Origin of the sequence: Pseudomonas proteolytica, assembly GCF_007858275.1 — a bacterium.
Lineage (GTDB): Bacteria > Pseudomonadota > Gammaproteobacteria > Pseudomonadales > Pseudomonadaceae > Aquipseudomonas > Aquipseudomonas proteolytica.
Genome location: NZ_VFEV01000029.1, coordinates 48,954 through 68,520, shown reverse-complemented (window position 1 = coordinate 68,520; position 19,567 = coordinate 48,954). Strand labels below are relative to the sequence as shown.

At 60.8% G+C, this 19,567-nt stretch carries 19 protein-coding genes; 4 read left to right on the top strand and 15 right to left on the bottom strand.

Annotated features, from left to right (window positions below):
• Positions 1 to 101 precede the first annotated feature (101 nt).
• The gene (locus tag FIV38_RS20200; RefSeq protein ID WP_092231219.1) at positions 102 to 1,007 is read right to left on the bottom strand and encodes an AraC family transcriptional regulator; all 906 of its coding nucleotides are present in this window, start codon (positions 1,005 to 1,007) and stop codon (positions 102 to 104) included.
• A gap of 99 nt (positions 1,008 to 1,106) precedes the next feature.
• Here FIV38_RS20200 and FIV38_RS20195 point away from each other — a divergent pair, with 99 nt between their 5' ends.
• Entirely contained in the window at positions 1,107 to 1,460 is a 354-nt protein-coding gene (locus tag FIV38_RS20195) for a carboxymuconolactone decarboxylase family protein (RefSeq protein ID WP_028618364.1), read from the top strand.
• Here FIV38_RS20195 and FIV38_RS20190 read toward each other — a convergent pair.
• The gene (locus FIV38_RS20190) at positions 1,438 to 2,403 is read right to left on the bottom strand and encodes a GlxA family transcriptional regulator (RefSeq protein ID WP_092231222.1); all 966 of its coding nucleotides are present in this window, start codon (positions 2,401 to 2,403) and stop codon (positions 1,438 to 1,440) included. The genes FIV38_RS20195 and FIV38_RS20190 overlap by 23 nt on opposite strands.
• Positions 2,404 to 2,713: 310 nt before the next feature.
• Between FIV38_RS20190 and FIV38_RS20185 the strand changes: the two genes are divergently transcribed.
• Positions 2,714 to 3,355, top strand: a complete 642-nt coding sequence (locus FIV38_RS20185) for an HD domain-containing protein (RefSeq protein ID WP_092231225.1) — start codon at positions 2,714 to 2,716, stop codon at positions 3,353 to 3,355.
• Between the two features lie 130 nt (positions 3,356 to 3,485).
• Here the strand turns inward: FIV38_RS20185 and FIV38_RS20180 are convergent, their stop codons facing one another.
• The 8 genes from FIV38_RS20180 to FIV38_RS20140 form a co-directional block, all read right to left on the bottom strand.
• A complete protein-coding gene (locus FIV38_RS20180; protein WP_029289445.1) occupies positions 3,486 to 4,370 on the bottom strand; it encodes an ABC transporter permease subunit in 885 nt (294 codons plus the stop codon).
• Positions 4,367 to 5,287 carry an ABC transporter permease subunit gene (locus FIV38_RS20175; protein WP_029289447.1) on the bottom strand — a complete coding sequence of 307 codons (921 nt, stop codon included), beginning with the start codon at positions 5,285 to 5,287 and terminating at the stop codon, positions 4,367 to 4,369. The genes FIV38_RS20180 and FIV38_RS20175 overlap by 4 nt, the downstream gene beginning before the upstream one ends.
• Entirely contained in the window at positions 5,284 to 6,426 is a 1,143-nt protein-coding gene (locus FIV38_RS20170) for an ABC transporter ATP-binding protein (protein ID WP_029289449.1), read from the bottom strand. Before FIV38_RS20170 ends, FIV38_RS20175 begins: the two co-directional genes overlap by 4 nt.
• 67 nt (positions 6,427 to 6,493) lie before the next feature.
• Positions 6,494 to 7,588: a polyamine ABC transporter substrate-binding protein gene (locus FIV38_RS20165; RefSeq protein WP_029289451.1), complete on the bottom strand. Its 1,095-nt coding sequence runs from the start codon at positions 7,586 to 7,588 to the stop codon at positions 6,494 to 6,496.
• Between the two features lie 239 nt (positions 7,589 to 7,827).
• The gene (locus FIV38_RS20155) at positions 7,828 to 8,925 is read right to left on the bottom strand and encodes a polyamine ABC transporter substrate-binding protein (RefSeq protein WP_029289453.1); all 1,098 of its coding nucleotides are present in this window, start codon (positions 8,923 to 8,925) and stop codon (positions 7,828 to 7,830) included.
• Between the two features lie 195 nt (positions 8,926 to 9,120).
• Entirely contained in the window at positions 9,121 to 10,485 is a 1,365-nt protein-coding gene (locus FIV38_RS20150) for an aspartate aminotransferase family protein (protein WP_092231228.1), read from the bottom strand.
• Between the two features lie 55 nt (positions 10,486 to 10,540).
• A complete protein-coding gene (locus FIV38_RS20145) occupies positions 10,541 to 11,899 on the bottom strand; it encodes a glutamine synthetase family protein (RefSeq protein WP_029289457.1) in 1,359 nt (452 codons plus the stop codon).
• A gap of 39 nt (positions 11,900 to 11,938) precedes the next feature.
• Complete coding sequence (locus tag FIV38_RS20140) at positions 11,939 to 12,727, bottom strand: gamma-glutamyl-gamma-aminobutyrate hydrolase family protein (RefSeq protein WP_092231231.1); 789 nt, start codon at positions 12,725 to 12,727, stop codon at positions 11,939 to 11,941.
• Between the two features lie 278 nt (positions 12,728 to 13,005).
• Here FIV38_RS20140 and FIV38_RS20135 point away from each other — a divergent pair, with 278 nt between their 5' ends.
• Together FIV38_RS20135 and FIV38_RS20130 are read left to right on the top strand one after the other, a co-directional pair.
• Entirely contained in the window at positions 13,006 to 14,382 is a 1,377-nt protein-coding gene (locus FIV38_RS20135; RefSeq protein WP_029289461.1) for a glutamine synthetase family protein, read from the top strand.
• Positions 14,383 to 14,734: 352 nt separating this feature from the next.
• Positions 14,735 to 15,364 carry a TetR/AcrR family transcriptional regulator gene (locus FIV38_RS20130; protein ID WP_029289463.1) on the top strand — a complete coding sequence of 210 codons (630 nt, stop codon included), beginning with the start codon at positions 14,735 to 14,737 and terminating at the stop codon, positions 15,362 to 15,364.
• A 123-nt stretch (positions 15,365 to 15,487) separates the two neighbouring features.
• Here the strand turns inward: FIV38_RS20130 and FIV38_RS20125 are convergent, their stop codons facing one another.
• The 5 genes from FIV38_RS20125 to FIV38_RS20105 are packed head-to-tail and all read right to left on the bottom strand — an operon-like array spanning position 15,488 to position 19,474.
• On the bottom strand, positions 15,488 to 15,703 hold the full coding sequence (locus tag FIV38_RS20125; RefSeq protein WP_003213899.1) for a TOBE domain-containing protein: 216 nt from the start codon (positions 15,701 to 15,703) through the stop codon (positions 15,488 to 15,490).
• A gap of 27 nt (positions 15,704 to 15,730) precedes the next feature.
• Positions 15,731 to 16,537 (bottom strand): aliphatic sulfonates ABC transporter ATP-binding protein, encoded by an 807-nt coding sequence (ssuB, locus tag FIV38_RS20120; RefSeq protein WP_032858910.1) that lies wholly within the window; start codon positions 16,535 to 16,537, stop codon positions 15,731 to 15,733.
• A complete protein-coding gene (ssuC, locus tag FIV38_RS20115; protein ID WP_092231234.1) occupies positions 16,534 to 17,322 on the bottom strand; it encodes an aliphatic sulfonate ABC transporter permease SsuC in 789 nt (262 codons plus the stop codon). Before ssuC ends, ssuB begins: the two co-directional genes overlap by 4 nt.
• Positions 17,323 to 17,331: 9 nt before the next feature.
• A complete protein-coding gene (ssuD, locus tag FIV38_RS20110) occupies positions 17,332 to 18,480 on the bottom strand; it encodes an FMNH2-dependent alkanesulfonate monooxygenase (RefSeq protein ID WP_029289471.1) in 1,149 nt (382 codons plus the stop codon).
• A 25-nt stretch (positions 18,481 to 18,505) separates the two neighbouring features.
• The gene (locus FIV38_RS20105; RefSeq protein WP_092231237.1) at positions 18,506 to 19,474 is read right to left on the bottom strand and encodes a sulfonate ABC transporter substrate-binding protein; all 969 of its coding nucleotides are present in this window, start codon (positions 19,472 to 19,474) and stop codon (positions 18,506 to 18,508) included.
• Positions 19,475 to 19,567: the final 93 nt, after the last annotated feature.

The window sequence follows — 19,567 nt, the reverse complement described above, 5'->3', positions numbered from 1 at the left end:
GGGGCGGTGCGACGATTCGACTTGCTTGCGAATGCGTAGTGTCAGTCACCACATGTATAGACTGATCCACCGCATTCGCGAGCAAGCCCGCACACACAATTTTAATCTGCGTTACGCATCCGACCGGGCGCCTGGCCATACGCCTCCTTGAATTTCTTGCTGAACGCCGCCTGGGATTGATAACCCACCCGGGCGGCGATATCCGTCAGGCTCAACCGCGACTGCTGCAACAGGTTGAACGCCAGCTCCATGCGCAACTGGGTCAGCAGCACCCACGGCGATACGCCCGCCACTTTGACAAACGCGCGCATGAACGTGGCCCGGGACATCGACGCCGCGCCGGCCAGGCTGTCGATGGTCCAGTCATGCCCGGGCTCGGCCAGCATCGCCTGCCAGGCGCGGCCCAGGCGTTTGTCGATGAGCAAGGCAAACGTCCCCGCCAGCGGGGCCTGTTGTGCCAGCCAGGTGCGCACCAGCAAGGTGAACAGGGCCACCGACAGCGCATCAATGAACGACCGCGCACCGAGCCGTTCGCTATCCGCTTCGCTGCGCATCAGGGCAATCAGGGCTGCCAGTTGCCCGTCGGCCTGCCATTGCCGGCTGGACACCACCAGATACGTCGGCAAGGCCGCGAACAGCAACGACTGGCGGTTGTAGTGAAAACTGCCACAGAGCATCTCCACCTCCGGCTGATCGCCACCCAGACGATGCACCGTGAGGACACCGTCGTCGATCACCCTGGGCAACATCGCCGGTACCGTCGCGCCCTGGCTACGCAACAGGTGAGTCGCGCCGCCGGGCAACAGCAGGATGTCGCCCTCCTCCAGGGTCACTCGTTGCCCAGCCGAAAGTTCGGCGCGGCAAGTGCCACTGACCACAATGTGGTACGGCGCCACGCCCAGGGCCTCGGGCGCATGGTCCAGGGCCCAGTCGCCCTGGAACTGGCAACGTACGTCGAGGTTGCCGCGCAGGTTGGCCAGGGTGATCAGGGTGTCGATAGCGTTCATTTGCGAATATCGGTCAAAAAGTTGAGCGGATCGAACAATACCGCCAAACCCGAACGGCACACACTGGCTTCACACCCAACCCGTTCAGGAGTCATCGCAATGTTCAATAACTGGTCCGACTTGCTGCCTACCGTGAAGAAAGCCTTTGGCACACTGGGCAAGAGCAACCCGAAGATGGTCAAAGCCTACATGGCGCTTGGCGAAGCCGCCGAGGAAAACAACGTCCTGGATGCCAAGACCCGCGAACTGATCTCGATTGCAGTGGCGATCACCACGCGCTGCGACGGTTGTATCGGCGTACATGCCGACGCCGCGATCAAGGCCGGCGCCACCCGCGAAGAAGTCGCCGCAACGCTGGCCACTGCCATTTCACTGAATGCCGGCGCCGCCTACATCTACTCGCTGCGCGCGCTGGAAGCCTACGACACGCTTAAACCGGCGCCGCAAAGTTGAGCCGAAACTGCTGCGGCGTCACGCCCAGCCGGCGGTTGAACACACTGCGCAGGTGCTGGGCATCGCGAAAGCCGCATTGATAGGCCACGGTCTTGAGCGGCGCGCTGCTGCTTTCGAGCATCACCCGCGCCGCATCCACCCGCGCCCGCTCGACAAATTCCGCCGGGGTGATCCGCGCCTCCCGGGCAAATACCCGCGAAAAGTTGCGCGCACTCATGTTGGCCGCGCGGGCCAGGTCGGCAATGCCCAGGTCACCGGTCAGGTTCGCCAGCACGTACAACTGCACCTGCGCCACGGCCGAGGAAGATTCGGCATGGGGCGTCAGGAACGGGCTGAACTGGGACTGCCCGCCGCTGCGCTGGGTAAACACCACCAGGCGCTTGGCCACGCTCAACGCCACTTCCGGGCCGTGGTCCTGGGCCAGCAGGTACAACGACAGATCGATGCCCGCCGTGACCCCGGCCGAGGTGTAGAGGTTGGCGTCTTGCACGTACAAGCGGTCGGCGTCGACCTGGGTCGAGGGGCATAGTCGCGCCAGATCCGCCGCGTCGCCCCAGTGCGTGGTGACCGTGCGCCCCTCCAGCAAACCGGCACGCGCGAGCATGAACGCGCCATTGCAGATCGAGCCGAAACGCCGAGCCCTGGCACTGGCGCCCTGCAGCCACTGATTGAACCCCGGGCCGAAATCCTCGAAGGGCAACTGCGGGCCACCGGCTACCAGCAACAGGTCATAGGCTTGCAATGCCTCGCTGTAGTGGATGTGGGCCTGCAATGACAGGCCGTTGGAACAGGCGATCTGGCCCTGGACCTGGCCGATGACTTCGAGCTGGTAATGATCCGCAGGCGCCAGGAAGCGATTGGCCTCGCAGAACACGTCCATGGGACCGGTCACATCCAGTGACTGGACGCCGGGGAAGATCAGGATCGCGACGGTCTTGTGCATGGATGGCACACCTTTCTACCGGAATAAACGAAGAAACAAATGTGGGAGCGGGCTTGCTCGCGAAAGCGGTGGATCAGTCTATACATCTGGTGACTGACACTGCGCATTCGCGAGCAAGCCCGCTCCCACATTTGGATTGTTGCAGGCTTCAAGGGATAGCAGTGCCTGCTACACCCTAGCCGATTTCACGTGGCACGATGTGACCGCACATTGGCCGGGATCGCATCCTCACCCCGATGGCCCTCGCGCACAGGCGCGTCCAGACTGCACTCACCAGCGCCAACCCGGCGCCCTCGTGAGGAGCATGACCATGAGTACCACCATCGCCGGCATCAAAATCCCCGACAGTGCCCTGGCCAAGGCTACCACCGAATACATCCGCGACATTGAATCCGACCTGCTCTACCACCACTCCCGTCGCGTCTTCCTGTTTGGCGCCCTGAGCGGCGAGCGCAAGCAATTGACCTACAACCCGGAGCTGCTCTACGTCGGCGCAATGTTCCATGACCTGGGCCTGGTGGCAGGCCATCGCAGCGACAACGAGCGTTTTGAAGTGGACGGCGCCAACGCTGCCGCCGCCTTTCTCAAGCCCTATGGTTTAAGCGACGACGATATCGAGCAAGTGTGGCTGTCCATTGCCCTGCACACCACGCCGGGGGTACCTCAGCACCTGCGCCCTACCGTCGCCCTGGTGACCGCTGGCGTGGAGATGGATGTGCTGGGCATGGACTACGCCGCGTTTACCCACGTGCAGCGCGAGGCAGTGGTGCATGCGCATCCACGGGGCGAAGGGTTCAAGGAATGCATCATCTGCGCGTTTGCCGACGGCTTGCGCCATCGCCCGCAGACCACGTTTGGCAACGTGAAGACCGATGTGTTGGTGGATCAGGAGCCGGGGTTCAAGCCGCTGAACTTTGTCGAGGTGATTCGCCGGTCGCCGTGGACTGCTTAATCAACTTGAAATGCAATCAAATGTGGGAGCTGGCTTGCCTGCGATAGCGATGGATCAGTCACATCTTCAGTGACTGACGCACCGCTATCGCAGGCAAGCCAGCTCCCACATTTTGACCGAGTACCGGGCTTTAGACCGGTGCGGGCGCGCGGCGTACATCCGGCTGTTTCCAGCCATCCGCTGCCGCTTCTTCGATGGCTTGCTGGATCGCCTTCTTGCGCCGCTCTTCAGCGCGACGGCTGAAGTACCACACCAGGAATGTCACCAGCGACACCGCCAGCAGGATCAGGCTGGCCACGGCGTTGATCTCGGGTTTGACCCCAAGGCGCACCGCCGAGAACACTTCCATCGGCAAGGTGGTGGAGCCCGGGCCCGAGACGAAGCTGGCAAGTACCAGGTCATCCAGGGACAACGCGAACGACATCATGCCGCCCGCCGCCAACGACGGCGCGATCATCGGGATGGTGATCAGGAAGAACACCTTCCACGGCCGCGCACCGAGGTCCATGGCCGCTTCTTCGATCGACAGGTCCAGCTCACGCAGGCGCGCCGACACCACCACCGCCACATACGCCGCACAGAACGTGGTGTGGGCGATCCAGATGGTGACAATGCCACGCTCCTGGGGCCAACCGATCATCTGCGCCATGGCCACGAACAGCAGCAACAGCGACAGACCGGTGATCACTTCCGGCATCACCAGCGGCGCCGTCACCAGGCCGCCGAACAGCGTGCGGCCCTTGAACTGGCTGATACGGGTCAGCACAAACGCTGCCAACGTACCCAGCGCCACCGCGGCCACCGCCGTGTAGCAGGCGATTTCCAGGGAGCGCGCCACCGAGCCCATCAACTGGGTGTTGTCCAGCAGGCCCACGTACCACTTGATCGACCAACCGCCCCACACCGTCACCAGTTTCGATTCGTTGAACGAATAGATCACCAGGATCAGCATCGGCAGGTAGATGAACAGCAGCCCTACGACCAGCATGAAGCTGGAGAAACTGAAGCGCTTCATACCTTGCCCTCCATCTCTTTGGCTTGGCTGCGGTTAAACAGAATGATGGGCACGATCAGGATCGCCAGCATCACCACCGCCAGGGCAGAAGCCACCGGCCAGTCGCGGTTGTTGAAGAACTCTTGCCACAACACTTTACCGATCATCAGGGTTTCCGGGCCGCCCAGCAGTTCCGGGATCACGAACTCGCCCACCACCGGGATGAACACCAGCATGCAGCCGGCGATGATGCCGTTCTTGGACAGCGGCACGGTGATTTTCCAGAAGCTGTTGAAGGTGCTCGAACCCAGGTCCGATGCCGCTTCCAGCAGGCTCTGGTCATGTTTGACCAGGTTGGCGTACAGCGGCAGGATCATGAACGGCAGGTACGAATAGACCACGCCGATATACACCGCGATGTTGGTGTTGAGGATCTGCAACGGTTCGTTGATCAACCCCATGGACATCAAAAAGCCATTGAGCAAGCCGTTGTTGCTGAGGATGCCCATCCACGCATACACCCGGATCAGGATCGCGGTCCAGGTCGGCATCATGATCAGCAGCACCAGCACGGTCTGCATCTCTTTGCGCGCACTGGCGATGGCGTAGGCCATCGGGTAGCCGATCAGCAGGCACAAGGCCGTGCTGAAAAACGCCATCTTCAACGAGCCCAGGTAGGCGGCGATGTACAGCTCGTCGCCGGCCAGCAGGCTGTAGTTGGCCAGGTTGAGCACCACCTCCAGCTTCTGCTCGATGTAGGTGTAGATCTCGGTGTAGGGCGGGATCGCCACGTCGGCTTCGGCAAAGCTGATCTTCAGGACGATGAAGAACGGCAGCATGAAGAACAGGAACAGCCACAGGAACGGAATCCCGATGACCACCTGCTTGCCGCTGGGAATTATTCGGTGCAGTCGCCGTTTGAATTTCTTCATGTTCATGAGCGAAGTACCACGCCGCTGTCGTCTTCCCACCACACGTAGACCTGGTCACCCCAGGTCGGCCGCGCGCCACGGCGTTCGGCGTTGGCAACGAAGGACTGCACCAGCTTGCCGCTCGGCAGTTCGACGTAGAACACCGAGTGGCCGCCCAGGTAGGCAATGTCATGCACCTTGCCGCTGGACCAGTTGTGCTCGCAGGTCGGCATTTCGGTGGTGACCAGCAGTTTTTCCGGGCGGATGGCGTAGGTCACCGACTTGTCTTCCACCGACGTGGCGATGCCATAGCCCACGTAGATATCGCGGTCCAGGTCGGCGCACTTGAGCACCGCATGGCCTTCGGCGTCATCCACCACCACGGTGTCGAAGATGTTGACGTTGCCGATGAACTCGCACACCAGGCGGCTGGTGGGGGTTTCGTAGATATCGATCGGGCTGCCGATCTGCGCGATCCAGCCCAGGTGCATGATCGCGATGCGCTCGGCCATAGTCATGGCCTCTTCCTGGTCGTGGGTCACCATCACGCAGGTCACGCCGACGCGCTCGATGATCTCCACCAACTCCAGTTGCATCTGCGAGCGCAGCTTCTTGTCCAGGGCGCCCATCGGCTCATCGAGCAACAGCAGTTTCGGGCGTTTGGCCAAGGACCGGGCCAGGGCCACGCGCTGACGCTGGCCGCCCGACAGCTGGTGCGGCTTGCGCTTGGCGTACTGGCTCATCTGCACCAGCTTGAGCATCTCGGCCACGCGGGCCTCGACCTCGGCCTTGGGGATCTTGTCCTGTTGCAGGCCGAAGGCGATGTTCTGCGCCACGGTCATGTGTGGGAACAAGGCGTAGGACTGGAACATCATGTTGATCGGCCGCTCGTAGGGCGGCATGTCGGTGATATCCACACCGTCGAGGAAAATCCGCCCTTCGGTCGGGCGCTCGAAACCTGCGAGCATGCGCAGCAAGGTGGACTTGCCCGAACCCGAACCGCCGAGCAAGGCAAAGATCTCGCCTTTCTTGATTTCCAGGGACACATCGTCCACGGCAATCGTCTCGTCGAACTTCTTCGTGACCCGGTCGATTTTGACCAACACCTTTTTCGGTGTCTGGTCGCCCTCGAGGGCTTTCTTATAGGCGCCGGAGGCAACTGCCATTTACGAAACTCCCAGAAAAAAAGAGTGCAGAACGTCCAATACGGACGAACGTTGGATAGTTTTAGCCTTACTTGCCCGTCTTGACCTTGGTCCAGCTACGGGTCATCAAGCGTTGCACTTTCGGGGGTAGCTCGAAGTTGACAAACGTCCGGTCGAGAACCGCCTGCGGTGGATAAACCGCTTCGTCGGTGCGTATCGATTGCTCCATCAGCGTGTCCGCCCCTGGGTTAGGGTTGGCGTAGCCGACGTAATCACTGACCTGAGCGATCACTTCAGGTTGCAGTAGATAGTTGATGAAGGCGTGGGCCTCTTTGACGTTGGTCGAGTCCTTGGGGATCGCCAGCACGTCAAACCACAGGTTGCCGCCTTCCTTGGGAATCGCGTAGGCGATGTTCACGCCCTTGCCAGCCTCGGCCGCCCGGGCCTTGGCCTGGAACACATCGCCGGAGAAGCCCGCAGCCACGCAGATATTGCCGTTGGCCAGGTCCGAGATGTATTTGGAGGAGTGGAAGTAGGTCACGTAGGGCCGCACTTTCAGGAGTTTTTCCTCGGCCTTTTTATAGTCAGCCGGGTTGGTGCTGTTAGGGTCCAGGCCCATATAGTTGAGCACCGCCGGCAGCATTTCATCGGCCGAGTCCATGAAGGACACACCGCAGCTGGCCAGCTTCTTCATGTTTTGTGGCTCGAACAGCACGGCCCAGGAGTCGATCTTGTCGACGCCCAGCACTTCCTTCACTTTATCGACGTTGTAGCCAATGCCGTTGGTGCCCCACAGGTACGGCACCGCGTATTGGTTGCCCGGGTCGTTCTTTTCCAGGCGCTTGAGCAACGCCGGGTCGAGATTGGCGTAGTTGCCGAGCAACGACTTGTCGATCTTCTGGAACGCGCCCGCCTTGATCTGCTTGCCCAGGAAGTGGTTGGACGGCACCACCACGTCATACCCGGTGCGCCCGGCCAGCAACTTGCCTTCCAGGGTTTCGTTGGAATCGAACACGTCGTAGACCGGCTTGATGCCGGTGGCCTTTTCAAAGTTGGCCAGGGTGTCGGGGCCGATATAGTCCGACCAGTTATAAACATGCACGGTGGAAGCTGCCTGCACGCTGACTGCCAACGTGAGGCCCGCCCCTACCAGCAAGGCTTTGCGAAATAAAGAAATTGGCAAGTGGAGGTCCTCTTAAATAGTTGGGCCCGAAGTTGTTGCCCGGCAACAAAACCGGCGCGCAACTTACCCTCGATAAACCGATCCGGCAAAACTTTCTGTCATTTAATTTGTGAGAGCGGGCCTGGGTGGGAGCGGGCTTGCTCGCGAAGGGGGCGTGTCAGCCAGCATTTATGTCTACTGATACACCGCTTTCGCGAGCAAGCCCGCTCCCACACAAGCTCGCTCCTACAGGTTCGTGCTTATTTACCCGACTTGATCTTGGTCCAGCTGCGCGTCAGCAGACGCTGGGTCGCGGCTGGCAGATCGCTGATTGCATACAGCTTGGCCTTCACATCATCCGACGGATAGATGCTCGGATCGCCCGAGATATCCTTGTTCACCAGCGGCGTAGCGGCCTTGTTACCGTTCGGGAAACGTACGCTGTTAGTGATTGCCGCCATGACTTCAGGCTTCATCAGGTAGTTCATGAACTGGTAGGCGGCGTCCAGGTTCTCGGCATCTTTAGGGATAGCGACCATGTCGTAGAAGCTGCCTGCGCCTTCCTTGGGAATGGCATAGGAAACCTTGACCTTGCCGCCGGCTTCAGCCGCGCGGGACTTGGATTGTTCCAGGTCACCCGAATAACCCACGGCTACGCAGATGTTGCCGTTGGCCAGGTCCGAGATGTACTTGGAGGAGTGGAAGTAGCCCACCGAAGGACGGATCTTGAGGAACAGTGCTTCGGCTTCAGCCAGTTGCTTCTTGTCCTGGCTGTCGGTCGGGTAACCCAGGTAGTGCAGGGCCACCGGGATCATTTCGGTTGGCGAGTCGAGGAAGCTCACGCCACAGCTTTTGAGTTTCTCGATGTTCTCGGGCTTGAACAGCACGTCCCAAGAGTCGATCTTGTCTACGCCCAGCGCAGCCTTGACCTTGTCCGGGTTGTAGCCGATGCCGATGGTGCCCCACATGTACGGGAATGCGTGCAGGTTGCCTTTGTCACTGGCATCGCCCACGGCCTTGAGCAGGTCGGTATCGAGGTTTTTCCAGTTTGGCAGCTTGGACTTGTCCAGCTCCTGGTACACACCGGCCTTGATCTGCTTGGCCAGGAAGTTGTTCGACGGCACAACCACGTCGTAACCGGACTTGCCCGCCAACAGCTTGGCTTCCAGGGTTTCGTTGCTGTCGAAAACGTCGTACACCACTTTGATGCCGGACTCTTTCTCAAAGTTGGCAATGGTGTCCGGTGCAATGTAGTCGGACCAGTTATAGACATGCAGTACTTTGCTGTCCGCCTGGGCCGCGCCCGCCATCACGCCCATGAGGGACAAGGCCAGGAGGGTCTTGCCAGCGTTCTTCAAACCTAATGCCTTCATTCGGTCATGCTCCAATTTTTTCTTTTTTGGGCCACATTTTTCTACGTTTCATGGCCCGTCGAAGGGCAACAAAACAGGGCGACAGTCTGGCAAGTTCAGGGGCCGGCTTTCAACCAAAGCCCCGCATTTATCATTGCCCGAATGCAACAGCCGCAAGCCGCTGCATTCTGAGCCTAGCACTTAGCCCTGCAATGCCGCCAAAGTCAGGTCCAGGCACTGGCGAGCCTTGGTCACCAGCTCGTCAATCTCGGCCTTGCTGATCACCAGCGGCGGCGAAATGATCATGGTGTCGCCCACGGCGCGCATGATCAGGCCATTCTCGAAGCAGAAGGTGCGGCAGATCATGCCCACGCCCTTGCCTTCGTAACGCTTGCGCGTGGCCTTGTCCTGCACCAGCTCGATCGCACCCAACATGCCGACACCACGGACTTCGCCCACCAACGGATGATCCGCCAGCTCGCGTAGACGCTTTTGCAAATACGGTGCCGTTTCGTCATGTACACGGCTGACAATTTTCTCATCGCGCATGATGCGGATGTTTTCCAGGGCCACCGCAGCCGCCACCGGGTGCCCGGAGTAGGTGAAGCCGTGGTTGAAATCGCCACCTTCGTTGAGCACTGCCACCACTTCGTCGCGCACGATCAGGCCGCCCATGGGGATGTAGCCCGAGGTCAGGCCCTTGGCGATGGTCATCATGTCCGGCTTGAGATCGTAGAAATCGCTTCCGAACCACTCACCGGTACGGCCGAAGCCGCAGATCACTTCGTCGGCGACAAACAGGATGTCGTACTTGGCGAGGATTTCCTTGATGCGCGGCCAGTAGGTCGCTGGCGGCACAATCACGCCACCGGCGCCCTGGATCGGCTCGGCAATAAAGGCACCGACGTTGTCCACGCCGACTTCCAGAATTTTCTCTTCCAGTTGGTTGGCCGCCCAGATCCCGAACTCTTCGGGGCTCATGTCGCCGCCTTCGCCGAACCAGTACGGCTGGGCGATATGCACGATGCCCGGGATCGGCAAGTCGCCCTGCTCGTGCATATAGGTCATGCCGCCCAGGCTCGCGCCGGCCACCGTGGAGCCGTGGTAACCGTTCTTGCGGCTGATGATGGTTTTCTTGTTTGGCTGGCCCTTGATCGCCCAGTAGTGGCGGACCATGCGCAACATGGTGTCGTTGCCTTCGGAGCCGGAACCGGTGAAGAACACATGGTTCATGCCGGCGGGGGCGATATCGGCGATGGCCTTGGCCAGTTCCAGCACCGGCGGGTGGGCGGTCTGGAAGAACAGGTTGTAGTAAGGCAGTTGTTTCATCTGCTTGGCGGCGGCGTCAGCCAGCTCGTCGCGGCCATAACCGATGGCCACGCACCACAGGCCGGCCATGCCGTCGAGGATCTTGTTGCCTTCGCTGTCCCACAGGTACACGCCCTTGGCGTTGGTGATGATGCGCGGGCCTTTCTCTTTCAACTGCTTGAAGTCGCTGAACGGTGCCAGGTGATGATCGTTGCTCAGGGCTTGCCATTCACGGGTTTGCGGGTTGTTGCTGGACATACCAATCTCCAATAGGTAGGTGAAGGTGCGGCGTATCCCGGCCGCACCCGGCGCATCAGACGGCGAAGAGCAGGAATTCCCGCTCCCACGAACTGATCACGCGCTTGAAGTTTTCATGCTCGGCCCGCTTGACCGCGACGTAGCCAGTGATGAATTTGTGACCCAGGTATTTCTCGATGGTCTTGCTGTTTTCCATGCGTTCCAGCGCGTCTTCGATGGTCAACGGCAGGCGCAGGTTGCGCCGCTCGTAACCACGACCCACAACAGGCGCGCTTGGGCTGATGCCTTCGACCATGCCGATATAGCCACACAGCAGGCTGGCGGCGATCGCCAGGTAAGGGTTGGCATCGGCGCCAGGCAGGCGGTTTTCCACGCGACGGTTCTGCGGGCCGGCATCCGGTACGCGCAGGCCGACGGTGCGGTTCTCTTCGCCCCACTCCACGTTCACCGGCGCCGAGGTGTCGGGCAGGAAGCGGCGGAACGAGTTGACGTTGGGCGCGAACAGCGGCAGCAGCTCGGGGATGAACTTCTGCAGGCCGCCGATGTGGTGCAGGAACAGCTCGCTCTTGGAACCGTCCTCATTGGAGAACACGTTCTTGCCGGTGGCGATGTCGATGATGCTCTGGTGCAGGTGCATGGCGCTGCCCGGCTCACCGGTCATGGGCTTGGCCATGAAGGTGGCGGCCACGTTGTGCTTGAGCGCGGCTTCACGCATGGTGCGCTTGAACACCAGGATCTGGTCGGCCAGGGACAGGGCATCGCCGTGACGGAAGTTGATTTCCATCTGCGCCGTGCCGTCCTCGTGGATCAGGGTGTCGAGGTCCAGCTCTTGCAGCTCGCACCAGTCATAGACGTCTTCGAACAACGGGTCGAATTCGTTGGCCGCTTCTATAGAGAAGGACTGGCGACCGGTTTCCGGGCGGCCAGAGCGGCCAATCGGCGGTTGCAGCGGGAAGTCCGGGTCTTCGCAGCGCTTGGTCAGGTAGAACTCCATCTCCGGCGCCACGATGGGCTGCCAGCCTTTGTCGGCGTAGAGCTTGAGGACTTTCTTGAGTACGTTGCGCGGCGACAGCTCGATCGGGTTGCCTTGCTTGTCGTAGGTGTCGTGGATCACCTGGGCGGTGGGCTCGATGGCCCAGGGCACGAGGAACACGGCGTTCTGGTCGGGGCGGCAGATCATGTCGATGTCGGCCGGGTCGAGCAGTTCGTAATAGATGTCGTCTTCGACATAGTCGCCGGTCACGGTCTGCAACAGAACGCTCTCGGGCAGGCGCATGCCTTTTTCGGCGATGAACTTGTTGGTCGGCGAGATCTTGCCCCGGGTGATCCCCGTGAGGTCGCCAATCATGCATTCGACTTCTGTGATCTTGTGGTCTTTCAACCAATCGGTGAGCTGGTCGAGGTTGTTACTCATAAATGCCTCTGGGCTGGGTTTCCTGACATCCATTAAAGGTCAGGCGTTGTTTGACGCGTGCGCGTCTCTTTGTTTCGCCCGCGTTCGGCAGGCATCGCCAAATGCCTGGAAGATCGCGAGGTAGTACGGGTTGGAGCTTACCTGCCATTCAGGGTGCCATTGCACTCCTAATGCAAAAGCGTCTGCAAAAGCCTTGCCCTGTTTGAGCGAAAAAGCCTCGATCAGGCCGTCCGGCGCGCTCGCTTCGACCTGCAGGCCGGGCGCCAGGCGGTCAACGCCCTGGCTGTGGATCGAGTTGACCTGGATCGTGTCCGGCAAGCCCAGACTCGCCAATACGCCACCCGGGCTGATCGCCACGGAGTGCGCCGGGCCGTACTGGACTTCCAGCGGCTGGGTATCGTCTTCGCGGTGGTCGAGCATACCCGGCAACTCATGAACCTTCTGGTGCAGGCTGCCGCCCAGGGCCACGTTCATTTCCTGGAAGCCCCGGCAGATCCCCAGCACCGGCACGCCTGCGGCAATCGCGGCGCGAATCAGCGCCAGGGTGCTCTGGTCACGGGCAGGATCATGGGCAGTCCCTGGCGCGCTGGCCGGACCGTCATAATGATGGGGTTCGATATTGGAAGGGGAGCCGGTAAAGAGAATGCCGTCCAGACCGTCAAGAATATTGGCCGGTTCGAACAGGTCCGCCAGGGACGGAATAATCAATGGCAGGCCCTTGGCAGCGATGGCCACGGCGCGGACGTATTTGTCGCCACTGATGTGATAAGCATGCAGACCAACCTGTTTGGAGCAGGCGGTGACGCCGATTAACGGCAGGCCAGACATGAAGCACCCCGGTATTATTGCTGTTATGGGTTTGAATCGAGCTTAGCCTTGTTCATTTTTTTACACAACACCCCCGTAAAAAATACAACACGGCCCGCTCAAGCCTGCTAGTCCCAAGCCGGGCAAACCGATAAAACTGCCCAAAAAAGCCGCAAAAAAGCCCTCAAGGCGCTTTTTTAGGGCAAAAAAGGCCTCGCTTGACTTCGGCATGCCGTTCGGGTTGACTGAAACCAGAAAAGATCAATGATTGATATTTTTAACAACAAAGGTGTTGCATCATGTCGGTACCCCCGCGTGCCGTTCAGCTTAACGAAGCGAACGCGTTCCTTAAGGATCATCCTGAGGTTCTGTACGTAGACCTTCTAATTGCGGATATGAATGGTGTGGTGCGCGGTAAGCGCATCGAACGCACCAGCCTCCACAAGGTTTACGAGAAAGGCATCAACTTGCCTGCCTCTTTATTTGCCCTGGATATCAATGGCTCGACGGTGGAAAGCACCGGCCTGGGTCTGGACATCGGTGATGCTGACCGAATCTGTTATCCAATCCCCGATACCCTGTGCAATGAACCCTGGCAAAAGCGCCCTACCGCGCAACTGCTGATGACCATGCACGAACTTGAAGGTGAACCTTTCTTCGCCGATCCGCGCGAAGTGCTCCGCCAAGTTGTAACCAAGTTTGACGATATGGGCCTGACCATCTGCGCAGCCTTCGAGCTTGAGTTCTACCTGATCGACCAGGAGAACGTGAACGGCCGCCCACAACCTCCCCGCTCGCCGATTTCCGGCAAACGCCCGCACTCGACACAGGTCTACCTGATCGACGACCTCGACGAATACGTCGACTGCCTCCAGGACATTCTGGAAGGTGCCAAAGAGCAAGGCATCCCGGCCGACGCCATCGTCAAGGAAAGTGCCCCGGCGCAGTTCGAAGTGAACCTGCACCACGTCGCCGACCCGATCAAGGCATGCGACTACGCGGTACTGCTCAAGCGCTTGATCAAGAACATTGCCTACGACCATGAGATGGACACCACCTTCATGGCCAAGCCTTACCCGGGCCAGGCAGGCAACGGTTTGCACGTGCATATTTCGATCCTGGACAAAGAAGGCAAGAACATCTTTGCCAGCGAGGATCCCGAGCAGAACGCCGCATTGCGTCACGCGATCGGCGGTGTGCTGGAGACCCTGCCTGCACAAATGGCTTTCCTGTGCCCCAACGTCAACTCCTACCGTCGTTTCGGCGCACAGTTCTACGTGCCGAACTCGCCGTGCTGGGGCCTGGACAACCGCACCGTGGCGATTCGCGTCCCTACCGGCTCGTCCGACGCGGTACGTATCGAACACCGCGTGGCCGGCGCCGATGCCAACCCTTACCTGCTGATGGCTTCGGTCCTGGCGGGCGTGCACCACGGTCTGACCAACAAGATCGAACCTGGCGCACCGGTGGAAGGCAACAGCTACGAGCAGAACGAGCAAAGCCTGCCGAACAACCTGCGTGACGCACTGCGCGAGTTGGACGACAGCGAGGTGATGGCCAAGTACATCGATCCGAAATACATCGATATCTTCGTCGCCTGCAAGGAAAGCGAGCTGGAGGAGTTCGAACACTCCATCTCCGACCTTGAGTACAACTGGTACCTGCATACCGTGTAAACGGATTGTGGTGAGCGGGCTTGCTTGTGGTGAGCAGGCTTGTCTGTGGCGAGCGGGCTTGTCTGTGGCGAGCGGGCTTGCCCCGCGCGGGGCTGCGAAGCGGCCCTCATTCAAAAACACCGCGATGCATCTGATGCATCGCGGTGTTTGTTTTGGGGCTGCTTCGCAGCCCAGCGCGGGGCAAGCCCGCTCGCCACAGACAAGCCCTAGCCACAACAAGCCCACTCACCACAAACAAGCCCTAGCCACAACAGGCCCACTCACCACAAACAAACCTGCTCCCCACAACAAGCCCTATCTGTACCGATATGGATCTCTGCGTACAATGCGCTCTGCCTTGTAGGAGACTTCCATGACCACCCGCCCCGCCGCCCCTCGCAAACCCCGCGCCCGCAGCCAGGCCCGGATCGACGCGATCCTCGACGCCGCCCGCACCTTGCTGGCAGCCGAAGGCGTGGCCAGCCTATCGATCTACAGCGTGGCCGAACGGGCGCAGATTCCGCCGTCATCGGTGTATCACTTTTTCGCCAGCGTACCGGCCTTGCTCGAAGCATTGACGGCTGACGTACACGCCGCATTCCGCGCCGCGCTACAAGCCCCCATCGACCACGACAGCCTGCATCACTGGCGCGACCTGTCGCGCGTGGTGGAGCTGCGCATGCTGACCATCTACAGCAACGACGCCGCCGCCCGGCAATTGATCCTCGCCCAGCACGGCCTCACCGAAGTGACCCAGGCCGACCGCCAGCATGACCTGGAGTTGGGGGACTTGATGCTGCAAGTGTTCAACCGCCACTTTGAAGTGCCGGTGCTGCCGGCAGATGTGGACGTGTTTGCCCTGGCGCTGGAGCTAAGCGACCGCGTTTACGCGCGCTCGGTGCATCAGCATGGGCAGATCACCCCGCGCATGGCGGAGGAAGGGATGCGGGTGTTTGATGCGTATGTGGGGCTTTATTTGCCGGTGTTTTTGCCTAAGCGATAAGGGTTGTGGTGACTGGGCCGGCCTTATCGCGAGCAAGCCCGCTCCCACATTCGACCGCATTCCCATGTTGGAAATCGGTCGAATGTGGGAGCTGGCTTGCCTGCGATAGCGGTCTGAAGCCGATCACAGCTTGGCGATCGACACCTCGGTGGACTTCACAAACGCAATCACTTCACTGCCAATCACCAACTCCAGCTCTTTCACCGAGCGGGTGGTGATCACGGAGGTGACGATGCCGGACGCGGTCTGCACGTCGATTTCCGACAGTACGTCGCCTTCGACGATTTCCTTGATGGTGCCTTTGAACTGGTTACGCACGTTGATCGCTTTGATAGTCATGGTGTTATTCCTTAAGGGACAAGTGAGTTATTGCGCCCAACGCAATTGCGTAGGCAACGGTGAAACAGGTTCCGGCTCCGGCGGCGTGCCGGGCAGTGACAGCACACGGTTGAGGACTTCGGTTTCCAGGGCCGCCAGGCGATGGGAGCCACGGACCCGCGGGCGTGGCAGTTCCACATGCAGGTCGAGGCCGATTTCGCCGTCTTCGATCAGGATTACCCGGTCGGCAATGGCCACGGCTTCGCTGACGTCATGGGTCACCAGCAACACGGTAAAACCGTGCTTGCGCCACAGGTTTTCGATCAGTTGCTGCATCTCGATGCGGGTCAGGGCATCCAGCGCACCCAAGGGTTCATCCAGCAGCAACAGGCGCGGCTGGTGAATCAGGGCGCGGGCCAGGGCCACCCGTTGTTTCTGGCCACCGGACAACGCCGCCGGCCATTCATCGGCACGCTCGGCCAGGCCGACCGCCTCCAGCGCCTCAAGCGCCTGGGGCCGCCAGTTGCCTTTTAGGCCCAGGCCGACGTTATCGATGATCTTTTTCCACGGCAGCAGGCGCGCTTCCTGGAACATCAGCCGCGTGTCTTCGAGCGCTTCGCTCAGGGGTGCAGAGCCTGCAAGCAACTCGCCACTGCTGGCGCTATCAAGGCCGGCCAGCAGGCGCAGCAAGGTACTTTTGCCACAGCCACTGCGGCCCACTACAGCCACGAACTGGCCCGCCGGGATGTGCAGGTCAATCTCGCGCAGGACTTCCCGCGCGCCGAACGCCTTGCGCAGCTTGCGCACCGCTAACGGAATGCCCCGCAGCAGGCGTGGAGGTTGTTGAGCGGTCATGCCGCACCTCCTTTGTGTACTTGATAGGCCGGATGCCAGCGCAGCCACACCCGCTCCAGGCCACGCGCCGCGAGGTCCGCCAATTTGCCGAGCACCGCGTACAGCACAATCGCCAGTACCACCACGTCGGTTTGCAGGAACTCCCGGGCATTCATCGCCAGGTAGCCGATACCGGAGCTGGCGGAAATGGTTTCCGCGACGATCAGCGTCAGCCACATAAAGCCCAGGGCAAAACGCACCCCCACCAGAATCGATGGCAACGCGCCCGGCAGGATCACCTGGCGAAACAGGCTGAAACCCGACAAGCCATAACTGCGCGCCATCTCCACCAGTGCCGGGTCGACGTTGCGGATGCCGTGATAGGTGTTGAGGTAGATGGGGAACAGCGTGCCGAGGGCGACCAGGAAAATCTTCGCCGTCTCATCAATGCCGAACCACAAAATCACCAGCGGGATCAGCGCCAAGTGCGGCACGTTACGAATCATCTGCACCGAGCTGTCCAGCAGGCGCTCGCCCCATTTCGACAGGCCGGTGATAAAACCCAGGGCCAGGCCAATGCCGCCGCCGATCACAAAACCCAGGCCCGCGCGCCAGCCGCTGATGGCCAGGTGGGTCCAGATCTCACCGCTACTGACCAGGTGCACGCCGGCCGCAATCACTGCGCTGGGGGCCGGCAAAATCCGGGTCGACAGCCAGCCCGCCGACACCGACAACTGCCACACCGCCAGCAACAGGACCGGCAGTGCCCAAGGCGCCAGCCGATGCAGAATCCGTTGACTATTCATGACGGCGCCTCAGCTCTGCGACGCGGCTTTGGGAAGAATGTCGTTGGCCACCATCTCGCCAAACGGGCTGACGTAACCGGCACTTTTCGGCAGCTCGGGACGTTCGATATCCAGGTGCGGGAACAGCAACTCTGCAACCCGGTACGACTCTTCCAGGTGTGGATAACCGGAGAAAATAAAGGTGTCGATGCCCAGGTCCGCGTACTCCTTGACCCGCGCCGCCACGGTCGGCCCATCGCCCACCAGTGCCGTGCCGGCGCCGCCGCGTACCAGGCCGACGCCAGCCCACAGGTTGGGGCTGACTTCGAGGTTGTCGCGACTGCCACCATGCAAGGCGGCCATGCGCTGCTGGCCAACCGAATCAAAGCGCGACAGCGAGGCCTGGGCACGTGCGATGGTGTCGTCGTCCAGATGGGAGATCAGTTTGTCGGCGGCTTTCCATGCCTCCTCGTTGGTTTCACGCACGATCACATGCAAGCGAATACCGAAGCGCACGGTGCGCCCAAGCTTGGCCGCCTTGACCCGTACCTGCTGGATTTTTTCCGCGACTGCCGCTGGTGGTTCGCCCCAGGTCAGGACCATTTCCACTTGTTCGGCTGCCAGGTCCTGGGCCGCTTCGGAAGAACCGCCGAAATACAACGGCGGGCGTGGCTGCTGGATCGGCGGGTAGAGCAACTTGGCGCCTTTGACGCTGATGTGCTGGCCGTCGTAATCCACGGTTTCGCCTTCCAGCACGCGCCGCCAGATACGGGTGAATTCCACCGAGGCCTGGTAGCGCTCCTCATGGCTAAGGAACAGGCCATCACCGGCCAGTTCTTCTGGATCACCACCGGTCACCAGGTTGAACAGCGCCCGTCCACCGGACAGCCGGTCCAGGGTCGCTGCCTGGCGCGCCGCCACCGTCGGCGAAATGATGCCGGGGCGCAGGGCAACCAGAAATTTCAGACGCTGGGTCACCGGGATCAGCGAGGCGGCCACCAGCCACGAGTCTTCGCAAGAACGACCGGTGGGGATCAGTACCCCGCCAAAACCCAGGCGATCAGCGGCCTGGGCCACCTGCTGCAGATAACCGTGGTCTACGGCGCGAGCGCCTTCGGCAGTGCCAAGGTAATGGCCGTCGCCGTGGGTAGGCAGGAACCAGAAAATATTGAGGCTCATGGAGTTGTCTCCTGAAGAAGTCGGATTACGGCGCTTTGGCAACGGTCGCAGGTGGCGTCCAGATCACGTCCTTGATGCTCAAGGGCTTGGGAATCAATTTGAGCTGGTAGAAGGTGTCAGCGATTTTCTGCTGCGCGGCGACCACTTCCGGGGTCAGGAACAGCGCGCCGTAGCCCTGGCGTTTGACCGAGGTCAGGGTGATGTCAGCCGGCAGGCCGAGCAGCGGCGCAACTTGTTGGGTGACTTGCTGGGGGTTGGCCTTGGACCATTCGCCTACGGCGCGCACTTCTTCCACCAGCGCCTTGATCACGTCCGGATGTTTTTCGGTATAGGGCTTGGTGGCCAGGTAGAACTGGTGGTTGTCGGCAATGCCGGTGGCGTCACGTAGGGTGCGGGCTTGCAGTTGTTGCTCGGCGGCCGCCTGGTACGGGTCCCAGATGACCCAGGCGTCGACACTGCCTCGTTCGAAGGCGGCACGGGCGTCGGCGGGCGGCAGGAACACGGTCTGTACGTCGGTGTATTTCAGGCCGGCGTCTTCCAGGGCGCGCACCAGCAGGTAATGCACGTTGGAGCCTTTGTTGAGCACGACTTTCTTGCCCTTGAGCTCGGCCACCGATTTGATCGGCGAGTCCTTGGGTACCAGGATGGCCTCGCTGGTCGGCGCTGGCGGTTCGTAGGCGACGTAGAGCAGATCGGCACCGGCGGCCTGGGCGAACACCGGTGGGGTTTCGCCGGTGACGCCAAAGTCGATGGAGCCGACATTCAGCCCTTCGAGCAACTGCGGGCCACCGGGAAACTCGGTCCACTGCACGGTCACGCCCTGCTCGGCCAGGCGTTTTTCCAGGGTACCCTTGGCTTTGAGCAGCACCAGGGTGCCGTATTTCTGATAACCGATCCGCAGGGTTTCAGCGGCCTGGGCTTGAACAATGGCGCCGAAGGACACAGCCGCAGCAAACAGTGCGACCAGGCCCCGACGCAAGATGATAGTGCGCATGGCGCTCTCCAAATTGACGATTAGGGTTGTGGCTGCACCTGCTTGGCCGTTGGCGGCTGAGTAAGGTGAGGGTTTTGTATTCGGGTGTGGCTT